Here is a 12,918-nt window from a genome sequence, read left to right as displayed (position 1 = left end):
TCACAGTACCGGGCTGATCACCCGCAGCAGCGCCGCCACGAGCATCCCGAAGAAATGCGTTTTCATATTGTCCGGCGTAATCTCGTGACTGCGGCCGAACGTGGTGATTGCATCGCTGCGGAGATCCATGATGGAACTGTTGTCAATGAGCAGTGTGCCGCACTCGAAATGCAGATACAGACTCCGATAGTCAATGTTAATCGTCCCAACACAGGCGATGCGGTCATCGCTAACAAAACTCTTGGCGTGAATGAACCCCGGCGTGTACTCGTAAATGCGGACTCCCGCCTCCAGAAGTGTTTTGTAATGCGATCGTGTCAGATCGTAGATCATCCTTTTGTCCGGAATCCCCGGCGTCACAAGACGCACGTCCACACCCCTCTTGGCCGCAAGCGTCAGCGCCGTGATCATCTCGTTATCCGGAACGAGGTACGGAGTGTAGATGAACACATAGTCTCTGGCCTGGTTCACGATCTCCAGGTAGACGTTCTCACCCAGATTTTCATCATCCAGCGGCGTATCGGAAAACGGCTGCACAATGCCGTCAGAGGAAAATTCCTCCGGGTGCCACACATGCGGTCTGAACAAATCATATTCCACATCCTCCGGCCGAAAGGCATTCCACATGTTGAGGAACATCACGGTGTAATTCCATACCGCTTCGCCGAAAAGACGCACTCCCGAGTCCTTCCAGTGTCCGAACCGGACGATGATGTTGGCGTATTCGTCCGCGATGTTCGCGCCGCCGTTGTATCCGATATATCCGTCGATGACGCAGATCTTGCGGTGGTCTCTGTTGTTGTAGACCAGAGATACAAAGGGCCGCATCGGATTGAACGCCTGCACCCTGATACCGCTGGCGGTCAGTTCACGGATGAAATGCCGCGGCAGCTTGTTGATGGAGCCGATGTCGTCATAAATCACCCGGACATCCAGACCCTCCGCCGCTTTTTCCTTCAGTATCGCGAAGATCTGGTCCCAGAGCCGTCCCCTCTCGATGATGAAATACTCCAGGAAAATATAGTGCTCCGCCTTCTTCAAATCCTCCAGCATATCGTCAAACAGCTTGTCGCCTACTTCATAGTAGCGGGTGGCGGTATGGAGCCACGCCGGATACGGGCCTTTCTCCGCCACGTACTCCACCGTCCGCTGCAGCCGCTCGTCGATGCCGGTCATCCGGATGTTCTCTTCCTGCTTCAGATCCTCACGATGCAGTTTTTCCAGTGGATACAGCCGCCTCTTGAGGCTGCGGGAGGGTCTTTTGTTCCCGAACAGAAGATAGAGCACCGCACCCATCGCCGGCAGAATCGCAATCAAAACGATCCAGCCTATTTTATAGGCCGGATTGTAATCTCTCCATATGATGTACACCGCGACAAAGACAGACAGCACGCGGAATCCGATTTCGATCCAGCTCGCGTACTGCGTCAGCTGAAAAAAGAGGATTGCCAGATAGACGCACTGCACGATGATGATCGCCACTGTAATGGTCAGCCGGTTGAATATTTTGTTAAAGCCTTTCGCGAAAGCCGTCCTCATAAACTTCCTTTCCGCTGCACGGCGTTCCGCCTGCTCTACAGTTCCAGAAGGCGGATCACGTTATGCATGAAATCCTGAACGTTGGTCACAATCCCTTTGGCGGCCAGGCTGCCCCGGTCCCCCAGCTTGTTCACGGCGAATTCCGACGTGTCGATCGTGTAGAAGTACACGGGTCGGATTGTACCGTCCGCAAGCACCCGATAGGTCGGCGTCATATTACCCACCGCTATGGTGTGGAGCACAGTGGCCATTCCGATAACCGTGGTGGCCTTCCGGACGTGGGAACGGATTGCGTCCTGCCCCACATAGGTATGCTCATAGACTTCCGGAAGCGGCCCGTCGTCACGGATAGAGCCGTTGAGCACAAAGGGGACTCCGTTGCTGACGCAGGCACGGATAATTCCGGAATCAATGTGCTCCTCCTGTATGAAGCGTTCAATGGAACCACAGGTGTTGATTCTGTTGATGGTGTCCAGATGGTTGTAATGGCCGTTCTCATGAGGAACCTGTGTACGGATATCCTGTCCCAGCGCCGTTCCCAGATACGCACCCTCCAGATCGTGAGTCGCCAGTGCATTTCCCGCCATCAGCGCCTGTACGTAGCCGTTTTCCACAAGCTTCGCAAAGGATTCACGTGCGACTGAATCGAAGGAGCAGGCCGGGCCCATGACCCAGACCACGTATCCGTTATGTTCCTTCTCATATCGCAGCAGCTCACAGAGCCGTTCATAATCATAGGAAAATGCGGTCTCTCTGCTCCGGGTCTGCCGGAAGGCGAAACTGCCGGCACTGGCCTTCACCGCCCAGTCAAAGCAGTTGACATGAACGTATATTCCTTCCTCGCAGTTTTCTGTGCGTCCGGTGACCACCATGTCGCCCTGCCGCAGATTGCGGAACTCCCGCACATGAATTCTGCCCTTTTCAAAGACCGGAACACAGTCCATCCGGCTCTCCTCCGCCAGATACCATTTCCCCTCGATTTTAAAGTATTCCGGAAAGATAGACATCGCATGGAAGTTCCGGGGCGCCGCCTTGTCCACCGGCGCCGCCTCCAGACGGGCGTTGGGCGCGGAGACAAAGCGTTCCTCGCTGAAATCCGGTTCAATATAATCCGGTAATTTAAACATTTATTTTTCGATCCTTTCCGCGCCGCCCATATATTTCCTCAGCACTTCCGGAATCACGACGCTTCCGTCTTCCTGCTGGAAATTCTCAAGAACGGCCGCTGTGGTTCTGCCCACTGCCAGTCCGGAACCGTTCAGTGTATGAACGAATTCCGGCTTGCCGCCTTCTTTTCTTCTGAAGCGGATATTGGCTCTTCTGGCCTGAAAATCCAGGAAATTGGAGCAGGAGGAAATTTCCACATATCTGCCGTAGCTCGGCATCCACACTTCAATGTCATAGGTCATCGCCGAGGAGAAACCCAGATCGCCGGAGCTCAGTTTCACCACATGATACGGAAGTCCCAGCTGCTTCAGCACCTCTTCCGCATCCGCAGTCAGCGATTCCAGCTCATCCCAGGAATCCTCAGGCTTCGACAGTTTGACAAGCTCGACTTTGTTGAACTGGTGCTGACGGATGATTCCCCGGGTATCCCTTCCGGCGGAGCCCGCCTCTGCCCGGAAGCAGGGGGTATATGCTGTATAATGCACAGGAAGCTCGTCTTCATCCAGAATTTCATTGCTTCTCAGATTGGTAACCGGAACCTCCGCGGTGGGAATCAGAAAGAAATCCTTCTGAGGAACGTAGAACATGTCCTCCTCGAATTTCGGCAGCTGTCCTGTGCCTGTCATGGCCGCCCGATTGACCATAAAGGGCGGCAGTATCTCCGTATAGTCCTGATCCAGTGTATGAAGATCCAGCATGAAACACGCGATCGCTCTCTCCAGTCTGGCGCCCAGTCCTTTGTACACCGTGAAACGCGCACCCGCAATTTTGGCCGCACGCTCGAAATCCAGGATATCCAGTTCCTCGCCGATATCCCAGTGAGCCTTAGGCTCAAAAGCGAAGGATGTTGGCTCGCCCCATTTGCGCATTTCCACGTTGTCCGCGTCGTCCTTGCCAAAGGGCACGCCTTCCGCCGGCGTATTCGGCACGCCCAACAGCGTGCTGCGCAACTCATCCTCGATCTGCGACAGTTCTCCGTTCATCTCCTTGATCCTGCCGGAGAGTTCCTTCATTTCCGCCATAATCGAAGTGGTATCCTCTCCCGCCTTTTTCAGTTTCGGTATCTCCCGGGACACTGTGTTCTGCCTGTGTTTCATGGTCTCGACCTCTGCGAGAAGTTTCCGCCGCTCCTCGTCCAGTCTCTTCACCTCAGCGATCCCGAAATCGCCCTTTCCGCGAAATTCCACGCGTTCCTTTACGCCTTCATAATCTTCTCTGATTTTTTTAATGTCCAGCATCGTTTTCTCCCCCGGTTATAACAAATTCTTTTTATATCTTGTGTAAAGCGCTGTAAGTTCCTCGACTCTGCGCTTGATCTCCAGCTGCAGAGCGGAGGCCCGGTCGTACTGCCTGGCGTCCAGCGCTTCCTTCGCCTGCGTCAGCAGGGATTTGTCAGTGATAGTATCCTTGGCGATCTCGTGGCGGATCTTGTCGATTTCCAGCCAGTTTTTGATATCATAATCTGAGAAATCCTCGTCTGTGTGCCTTTTTCTGCAGGATCGGATAAATCCCATGGTGTTTGGAATCAGACGGTCGTGCAGTTCCAGTTTCCACTGGGACAGGGTCTGCTCCCGATACGACTCAAACAGGATATTCGGAAGCACATTGCCCCGGTTGAACACCTCAATCTTCTCCGGATACCGGTCGAAGGCCTCCAGATTCTCCCAGACTGTGGCCGGCGCTCTGCCGAAGAGTTTTTCCCGTTCCTCCTCGGTGTAATATTCGAACACATCCTCCTCGCTGCGGTACTCTCTGTCCTTCTCCAGATAGAAGTCCTCCTCGCCGTATTTTTTCGATAAAGACGCTTCCAGTTCCTTCGGTGTCCTCTCCGCCTCCAGCACCGCCTTCACGCCGTCCATAACAGCCATATAGGAGGTGGCCAGCACCAGGTATGTGTTGCTCTTGGGGTTCGGCGCGCGAAGCTCGAATCTGGTTGCCATCGGATTGTGAACATCCCGGATCAGACCCACCAGAACGGTCCGGTTCCGGGACGGCTTGTCCACCGCTTTCCCGAGAGAAGTAACAATGCAGACCGGCGCTTCATATCCGGGTTTCAGCCGGTTCAGAGAATCGTTGGATGAACTGATGAAGGGATTGATGACCTCATAGTTTTTCAGGATTCCCATCAGGGCGCCGAAACCCACGGGACTCATGAAGTCCTCCTTCATGTTCCGCGGCGCAAACAGACTGATCAGTTTTCCGTCTTTACGTCTTGCCGCCAGTCCGATATGTGTGTGCTCTCCGCTTCCGGCAACGCCCTCAAAGGGCTTCGCCATGAAGGTGACGTCCAGTCCGTGCCGGGTAAAGATGTCCCGGACCACGTATTTCACCTGGTTCTCATTGTCCGCCGCCTGGATGGCGTCGGTATATTTCCAGTCGATTTCCAGCTGCTCCATGACGTGATTATAGTGCCCGCCGTTGTTCATTCTGGCCTTCACTCCGCCCACTTCTTTGTGCCCCATCTCAACGCCGAACCCGTATTTGTCCAGGATCAGCAGCGTCTCTTCGAGAGCAGTGCGAACTTCTCCGTAGGTGCGCTTCCAGTACTGTTCCTTCAGGGTCTGGGCGATGAAAAGCTGCTCCCGGTCGCCTTTGTCGTCCGGGGTTCTGACCCAGAACTCAAGTTCGGTGGCGCTTGTGACAACAAAGTCATCAATGTCATCCACGCTGTCTGCACCCTCGATGTACCGGAATACATAGGGGTGCTCGCGAAGTTCACGGCGAAGTTCTTCTTTCATATAGCGCAGCGCATTGCGCAGGATGGAACGAGAACCGCATTCAAACGTCTCGTTATGCACCAGGAAAGACGGAATACGGAGCGTTCCCACCGGAAGTCCGTACTTGGCGCAGACATTGCGATAGTTGTAGTCTACATACCAGTTTACGGTTTTGTCCGGAATGATGTCCACCTTGGCGTTTCCCAGGTCGGCAATCATCGGCAGCGCGACGCTGGAGCCGTCTGTCTGCACACCGTGCTCCAGCAGCTTCTCCATGTCCTCGAGAAAGGCCCTGACAGGAATTTTCTCATCGGTGTCGTGACCTCCCATATCGATTCCCACAAAGGACACAAACTCCACCTCGGGGTGCTCCTCCAGGATTCTTCTGACCTCGCGGCAGTCGTGACTTTCCGGCGGAATCGTAAACAGCATCTTATCAATGTCAAAATCCAGCATGTTCTACCTCTGTTTCATCTCTGTGAATCAAAAAGTCTTGGGACATCCAAACTGAATGTCCCAAAGCTCAACTTGTCTATTTTTCGTCTTCCTCAGGACAGCTTCTCCAGGTAATCGGACAGCTGATCCATATACTTGCCGTAGGCGCTCCAGTCGCCGTCCTTCAACGCATCCTGAGCATTGTCGTAGGCCTCCTGCGCCTTCTTGATGTAATCGCTCCTGGTGAGCTTGCTTCCGTCTGACGAAGAATCCTTCTTGACGTTATCCGACTTGTCCGCTCCGCCGCTGGAACCGAAGAGTTCAGACAGTGCGTCGCCCAGTGTGGCCTCATAGGAGATCTTGTCACCGTATACGACGATGACTCTCTTCACCTCCGGAATTGAAGAATCGGACGCTTCCAAATAGACAGGCTCGACATAGAGCAACGAATCCTTGATCGGAATGACGAACAGATTTCCGCGGCTGTACTTGGAGCCGGCAGAACTCCACAGAGAGAAGTCCTGCGAGATCTTCGTATTCTGGTCAATCATTGCCTCGACCTGTCTCGGTCCGTATATCGTCTTGCTCTTCGGGAACTGATACAGCACCAGTTTTCCATAATTGTCGCCGTCGTTCCGGGCGATCATCAGCGCCGTCATGTTCTGTTTCCCTTTCGGCGTAAACGGAATGGAACTGATGAACTCCGCATCCTTCTCTCCCGGGAGGTTGATGATGTAATAGTTCGGCGTCATCTGCTGAACCTTTGTTCCGTAAATCTCCTTGGCGATATCCCACTGGTCCTCGTTCTGGTAGAACACCTTCACATTGCTCATGTGATATCTGGAATAGATGTCCGACTGCACCTGGAACAGCGCGTTCGGATACCGGATATGCGACTGCAGCTCGGTCGGCATCTGATCGAAGTCCTTGAACAGCGCCGGATAAATCTTCTTATAGGTCTTTGCAATCGGATCCGACTTGTCCACGATGTAGTAATTCACATCGCCGTTGTATGCATCCACCACAACCTTGATGGAGTTGCGGATGTAGTTCGTCGTTCCCGTAGTGCCGCTGTACGGCTCTGAATACGGGTAATAGGAACTGGTTGTGTAAGCATCCACGATCCAGTAGATCCGGCCGTTTGCAGTCACCGCATAGGGGTCGTCCTCATAACTGAGGTACGGCATGATCTTCTGAACCCGTTCCTCCACGTTCCTGTAAATGATGATTCTGGAATCGCTGTTCAGGTTCGTGGAAACAAGCAGCTTGAGACTGTTCTCACGAATGGCGAACATCAGCCGTGCGAATGGATTCAGCTTGATTCCCGCGGTACCGGTATACTTAGTGTACTTGTTCTCGCTGCCGTCCGGATAATCGAATTCGTCCTCACTGGTGTCCACCAGTGAATAATCGTTTGTCAGCTCTCCGAAGTAAATTCTGGGCTGCTTGATATCGATTTCATTGATGGAGGACTCCGGCGGAATATTCTTCACCAGTACGTCCGGCTGTCCGCTGGCGGTCACGGTATTGACCTTGGACAAAGTAAGACCGTATCCGTGGGTGTACTTGATGTGCCGGTTCAGCCAGGTATCGCTGATCTTGCTCTCGTCGATTTCACGGGTCGACAGATAGGTCTGAGTCAGCGCACCGTTAATCTGATAGCGATCCACGTCCACGTCATTGAACGTATAGTACTGACGGATACTCTGCGTCTGGTTATAGAAAGTCTTGACCGGCGTGTAATCGTTGATTCTGATGTTGGAAATCGTCGCTTTGTTATCGCTGATATCCGCGCTGGTCAGATTCTCGTCCGCCGCGAAGTTCTTTGTCGTCACATCGTCAAGATCGTAGGCGTATTGTGTATATTCAATATTTCTGGACAGATATTTGCTTTCCTTGTTAAGCTCGTCCGGCGAAACCACCAGATTCTGGACGATCAGTGCCAGAACCACACCCAGCACTCCGACGCCGATCATGATAACCGGCACCGTGAAGATCTTCTTAATCTGCTTCTTGTGGATGAATACCGCCGTTGTAACCGCTCCGATCAGGGACAGTATAATCAGTGCCCGGTACATCCACAAAGTGATGTTCACGTCGGTAAATCCTGCTCCGTAGACAACTCCTGTGTGCGCATGCAGCAGGTCGAACTGCTTCAGGAAGAAGTCCAGCGCCAGCATCAGGAAGAAGATCACGCCGAGCGCGGTCAGCTGATGGGACGCGATGGTCAGGAACTGTTTGAAATTATTGTCGTCAAACCGTCTCTTCGGTCTGCGCGGTCTGGAATTGTTGATGTTGTCAAAGACTCTGCCAAACGGCGTGTCCCCTCCGAACGGATTGGAATTTCCGCTGTACCGGTCTTCATCCTGTGTGAAATCCGCAGTGTCATCCTCTTTCAGAATATCCGGCGAATGCATCGTAATGAGAATCGCATAGTACAGGATTGTCATCACGATAATCAGGAGAATGGCCGCGATCAGGAACTCGTTCATCTCCTTGAGGAAATCCAGTTTGAAGATGTAGAAGGAAATCTCCATTCCAAACAGCGGATCCTTCTTTCCGAACTTCGTGCTGTTGGCAAATTCCAGAACCTTGAACCACATTTTGTTGGCGGCATAAAACGCCATAAATGCAGCGAACAGAATCGCTACCAGGTTGGTGTAGCGTCCCAGCCGCTTCATGTCCGTGTGTTCATGGGAGTCAATGTGAGCGAAATAGCCTTTCCTCAGGCGGCGCAGATAGTAATCCAGCAGCACCGCAAGCACCACGAAGACCGGAACTCCGATCTTCAGTTGGGTGAACAGCTCCTTGAAAAACACGCTGACATATTTCATTTCTATGAACCACATCCAGTCCGTGATGAAATTGACCAGCAAAAGCAGCAGCGCAACGATAATAACGATAAGCAGTACGATTACGCTAAGCCGTCGGCGCGGCTTTTCTCTTGTTTCTACTTTGGCACCTTTCAATATATCTTCCTCCATATTTCAGCTTGTCAGCATCCGCTGATCTGTCCCGGATGCCGGTTTATCCGAATAGCGATGACAGTCTGCCGTATACGGCGTTGAACAGATCCTGCAGTGCGACGGACGCTGCGCTGTCCGGTGCAAAGGTCTTGATGCAGATCACGATGATCTCCAGCACGATCAGTACGCACAGGATAATCGCCAGGATTTTCAGACCGGTATGCTTCTTCGGTTTCTTTTTATTGTCTTCTTTCTCAGCCTGGATCTCGTCCTTGAACACATCCTGGAATGTGATCCGGTTGTCAGCCTGCTCTCTTCCATTAGCCTCATCTTCACGAATCATCTGTTCGATGCTCTGAGAGTTTGTCCCCTCATCTGCAGACGGCGCGCCCGGATATCCCTGCTGTGCAGTCGCCTCCGGAGATTTCATGCGCGTGCCGGCGGTCTCATGCTGCGGCGCATGCTGTACCGGCGGAACAAATCCTGCATTGCCGGTAATCGGTTCTGCTGCGGAATGCGCTTTCATTTCCGACGGTTCTGCGACAATGCCCTTTGGCGGATGTGCCAGCGCAACCCCCAGATACTGAACCTGCTGCTGTGTCGGCTGCGGCATCTCCTGCTGTGTCATATCCGGCTGCTGCTGATACTGCTGCGGCATCTCCTGCTGCGGCATACCCGACGGCTGCTGATACTGCTGCGACACATCCTGCTGCGGCATACCCGACGGCTGCTGATACTGCTGCGACACATCCTGCTGCGGCGGCTCATAATACCCTGCGGCCGGTTCAGTCGGCAGGTCCTCAATTACATTAAGGGGCTCTCCTGATCCCGAGTTTCTCATAAACGCGGGAATCTCGAATTCGTCCACACTCTGCTGTTCCTGCTCGGCCGTCGAACCGCTTCCCGTCGGTGCGTCATAGCCGAAGGCGGTCGGGCCTTCATATGCGGACTCTGCCGCGCTTTCCCGAACGGACTCCGTCTGCGTCCCGAAAAGCGGGGCAGCCGGCTCTTTATACTCAGGCTCCGCCGACGTTCCAAATGCGGATCCGGAAGGTTCAGACGAAGACTCCGCGGCTGGTGCGGCAGCAGCTGCCGGAGTTCTGTCCAGCAGTTCGTCCACCTTTTCCTCATTCGGTATCGAGAACAGCGAGTCTGACGGGATGTCCGCCATCACAGAGTCTGCCGGTTCCGTCCATGATTCTTCTTCCTGTCTGGTCTGCGCTTTCAGCAGTTCGGCCAGCGACAGATTCCCCGCATCCAAACTGTTGATATATTCCGGAATATCCGATTCGATTTCCTTCTCAAAACCCTCTCCGGAGGGAACATCACTGCGCAGAGTGACGGGCTCCGCTTCCTGTTCTTCCTTCGGAAATTCAGAGGACTCTTCTTCTGAGGATACCTCAGCTCCTTCTGGCTGTCCGCTGCCGCCGAACCATGCCGGCGTCTCGCTGATATCGCCGGAGGACTCTTTCGTGGTCTCCGTCTCTGAAGGCTCCGGAGAATCTGCCGGCTCTGCCTTTGTCGCTTCCGCATCGGTTGCCGCTGCGCCTTTCCCGTCCGCTTCAGTCTTTTCCGCCTCTGCCTCGTGATCTCTGGCGGCGTCTGCCTCGATCTGAGCTTTCAGACGGTTGTATTCCTTGTCAAGAAGTTCCTGAAACTCTTCGTTTTTCTTGTTGTACGTATAGAATTTGTCGATTCTGGTTGTCTTGCTCAGATCGTCCAGATCCTCAACCTCATCAAGCCGTGTCGTATCAGAGATATTTCCCTCCCGGTCCTTTGTCCCGAAAATCATCTCCTCAAGTTCCTGCTCATGTGCTTCCTCTGCTGTTTTCTCTTCGCCGGAGGACTGCTCCCGCTCATCTTTTCCGGAATTCTCTGATTTGATTTTATCCTTCAGTAATTCCTGATCGCTGTCAGTCTCTGCTGCCCGGGATTTTTCGCGTTCATCTACGACAGACTCCCAGTTGAAATCGATATCCTCGGTCCTTTTGGTGTCTTCGGTGGGATAACCGTCAAGATTCCAGTTGAATTCCTCGAACTGAAAGTGATGCCGGGGCTTTGTGTCTTCCTCCGAAGCAGCCTCTTCGACCTGCTGCGGTTTCTCTACCGGGCCCTCTCGCTTTTCCGTTGTCCGATTGAGACCGGATACGAGGGCGTCGAGAGTACTCGGCTTTTCCTTCGCATCTGGAACTTCCATCACGACCCTTGCGCCGCAATTTGGACAGAACCTGTCTCCATCGTTCAACAGATGTCCGCAATTCTTACAAATCATATCTGCCTCCTGCATAACAATAATTCTCTAAATCTATTTAATCTGCTCGTTTAATTGCTCAACAGAATAAACTCTTCCCTGTCTGTCAGTCCCGCTTTCCCTGTCCACATAATGATTTGCTGTGTCCCGGGCGGTCCGATGTGTCATATCCGGCGTTCTTTCTGCCGACGGTGTCCGGACTGCGCTCTGCGGCCGCTGTCCCATCAAATCTTTCCGCGCGGTTTCCATCTGCGGAACCGCATCTCTTGCCTGCTGTGCCATTTCCTGCATGCGCTGTGTCGCCTGCTGCAGCTGCTCGGCCAGCGAAGAAGATCTCTGACTGTCCTGCGTCTGCGCAACCTGTCCCCCATATTGCGGAGCCTGCTGCGGCTGTCTCTGTGAATCTCCGTACGGCTGCCCCTGCTGCATCGTCTGTCCGCCGTATTGCGGCATCTGGGGCTGCGGCTGTCTCTGTGAATCTCCGTATTGCTGTCCGTACTGAGACGACTGCTGCTGCATCGCCTGTCCGCCGTATTGCGGAGCCTGCGGCTGCGACTGTCTCTGCGAACCGCCGTACTGCTGTTCCTGCTGTATCGTCTGTCCGCCGTATTGCGGAGCCTGCGGCTGTGGCTGTCTCTGTAAACCGCCGTACTGCTGTCCGTACTGCTGTTCCTGCTGTATCGTCTGTCCGCCGTATTGCGGAGCCTGCGACTGCGGCTGTCTCTGTGAACCGCCGTACTGCTGCTGTCCGTACTGCTGTTCCTGCTGTATCGTCTGTCCACCGTATTGCGGAGCCTGCGACTGCGGCTGTCTCTGTGAACCGCCGTACTGCTGTCCGTACTGCTGTTCCTGCTGTATCGTCTGTCCACCGTATTGCGGAGCCTGCGACTGTCTCTGTGAATCCTCGTATTGCCGTGCGCTCTGCCGCGGTTCTGTTTCCTCTGTCCACTGCTCCTCCGGACGATGTTCGATTACAATCGTATCATCTTTCCGGCTTCCAAATCCGAAGGAGTTCAGCAGTCCGCCGCTCTGTGCGGCATGCGCGCCGCGGCGGGACTCCATCTGACGGTCCAAAGGGCTCTGTCCGGAGCCGGAGCGTTCCTCTGTGCCATGTCTGCCTGCAGACATACCAAAATCCACGTCCGGGTTTCTTCCTGCCGGCGCCGCCGGAGAGTACCCTTCCATGGTCTGCCTTTCCATATTCTTTGATTGCGACCTCGAATCAGAACGTTCAAACTGCGACCAGAAATCATCTGTATCGGTTTCTGTATCCGCTTCCCTGCGGGACCGTTCCGGCCTCCCTGTCATATCCGGGTTCCGTTTCGCACGGTTTTCCGGCTTCAGCTGTCTCGACTGTTCCGCATATTCCGGCTGTGTCTCCCGTCCCTTCGGCGGCTCCTCCGCAGAAGACCGGGAATAGTTCACCCAGTCACCCGTGTCAGAAGCCTCTTCCACGGTGTCCCGGGGAGAAACAACCTCGATCACGGCGGACCGGTCACCCTCCACAGTGTTCATTCTATTCTGAAGTTCCGAGATCGAGTCATTAAGATCTCCGAGTATCTGATCATTCCGAGCCTCTGATTTCTTCATATTAAACATGAAGGCAATCACCAGAATCACAAGAATCACGACACCCAGTAATATCAGTAACATCAATGCTGTGCTTGAATCTAGCATGTATTGTCCCTTCCTTCTGACTATATTTCACATTATTATACAATAAATCTCATGATATGGCAAATCCAAACCCTCTAAAGATACAAAAAAACGGAAGACCCCGACGTTTCAGAGCATTTTTCAGCGTGTTCCTCTCACTGAAAAAAAACATAAAAAAATTTTTTTG

Annotated in this window: 7 protein-coding genes; all 7 read right to left on the bottom strand. The window is 53.4% G+C overall.

Annotated features, from left to right (window positions below):
• Positions 1–1,539 (bottom strand): cardiolipin synthase, encoded by a 1,539-nt coding sequence (gene cls / locus FYJ64_RS09470; protein WP_154574904.1) that lies wholly within the window; start codon positions 1,537–1,539, stop codon positions 1–3.
• A 35-nt stretch (positions 1,540–1,574) separates the two neighbouring features.
• Positions 1,575–2,666: a putative NPN-dependent ornithine cyclodeaminase gene (locus tag FYJ64_RS09465; RefSeq protein ID WP_154574903.1), complete on the bottom strand. Its 1,092-nt coding sequence runs from the start codon at positions 2,664–2,666 to the stop codon at positions 1,575–1,577.
• Positions 2,667–3,944, bottom strand: coding sequence for a serine--tRNA ligase (serS, locus tag FYJ64_RS09460; protein WP_154574902.1), 1,278 nt, complete (start codon positions 3,942–3,944; stop codon positions 2,667–2,669). It lies immediately after the preceding gene.
• A gap of 15 nt (positions 3,945–3,959) precedes the next feature.
• On the bottom strand, positions 3,960–5,879 hold the full coding sequence (locus FYJ64_RS09455; protein WP_154574901.1) for a type I glutamate--ammonia ligase: 1,920 nt from the start codon (positions 5,877–5,879) through the stop codon (positions 3,960–3,962).
• 92 nt (positions 5,880–5,971) lie between these two features.
• Complete coding sequence (locus tag FYJ64_RS09450; RefSeq protein ID WP_154574900.1) at positions 5,972–8,842, bottom strand: UPF0182 family membrane protein; 2,871 nt, start codon at positions 8,840–8,842, stop codon at positions 5,972–5,974.
• A 43-nt stretch (positions 8,843–8,885) separates the two neighbouring features.
• The gene (locus FYJ64_RS09445) at positions 8,886–11,096 is read right to left on the bottom strand and encodes a zinc ribbon domain-containing protein (RefSeq protein ID WP_206045627.1); all 2,211 of its coding nucleotides are present in this window, start codon (positions 11,094–11,096) and stop codon (positions 8,886–8,888) included.
• A gap of 33 nt (positions 11,097–11,129) precedes the next feature.
• Positions 11,130–12,728 (bottom strand): hypothetical protein, encoded by a 1,599-nt coding sequence (locus FYJ64_RS09440; RefSeq protein WP_154574898.1) that lies wholly within the window; start codon positions 12,726–12,728, stop codon positions 11,130–11,132.
• Positions 12,729–12,918: the final 190 nt, after the last annotated feature.

This window comes from Hornefia butyriciproducens (genome assembly GCF_009695915.1).
GTDB classification, from domain to species: Bacteria; Bacillota; Clostridia; order Peptostreptococcales; family Anaerovoracaceae; genus Aminicella; species Aminicella butyriciproducens.
The sequence above is the reverse complement of the archived record's forward strand: the minus strand, read 5'-3'. Positions and strand labels throughout refer to the sequence as shown.

Excerpts from the sequence above, each read along its gene's own strand:
- cls (WP_154574904.1), bottom strand. The coding sequence starts at position 1,539 with ATGAGGACGGCTTTCGCGAAAGGCTTTAACAAAATATTCAACCGGCTG.
- FYJ64_RS09465 (WP_154574903.1), bottom strand. The coding sequence starts at position 2,666 with ATGTTTAAATTACCGGATTATATTGAACCGGATTTCAGCGAGGAACGC.
- serS (WP_154574902.1), bottom strand. The coding sequence starts at position 3,944 with ATGCTGGACATTAAAAAAATCAGAGAAGATTATGAAGGCGTAAAGGAA.
- FYJ64_RS09455 (WP_154574901.1), bottom strand. The coding sequence starts at position 5,879 with ATGCTGGATTTTGACATTGATAAGATGCTGTTTACGATTCCGCCGGAA.
- FYJ64_RS09450 (WP_154574900.1), bottom strand. The coding sequence starts at position 8,842 with ATGGAGGAAGATATATTGAAAGGTGCCAAAGTAGAAACAAGAGAAAAG.
- FYJ64_RS09445 (WP_206045627.1), bottom strand. The coding sequence starts at position 11,096 with ATGATTTGTAAGAATTGCGGACATCTGTTGAACGATGGAGACAGGTTC.
- FYJ64_RS09440 (WP_154574898.1), bottom strand. The coding sequence starts at position 12,728 with ATGTTACTGATATTACTGGGTGTCGTGATTCTTGTGATTCTGGTGATT.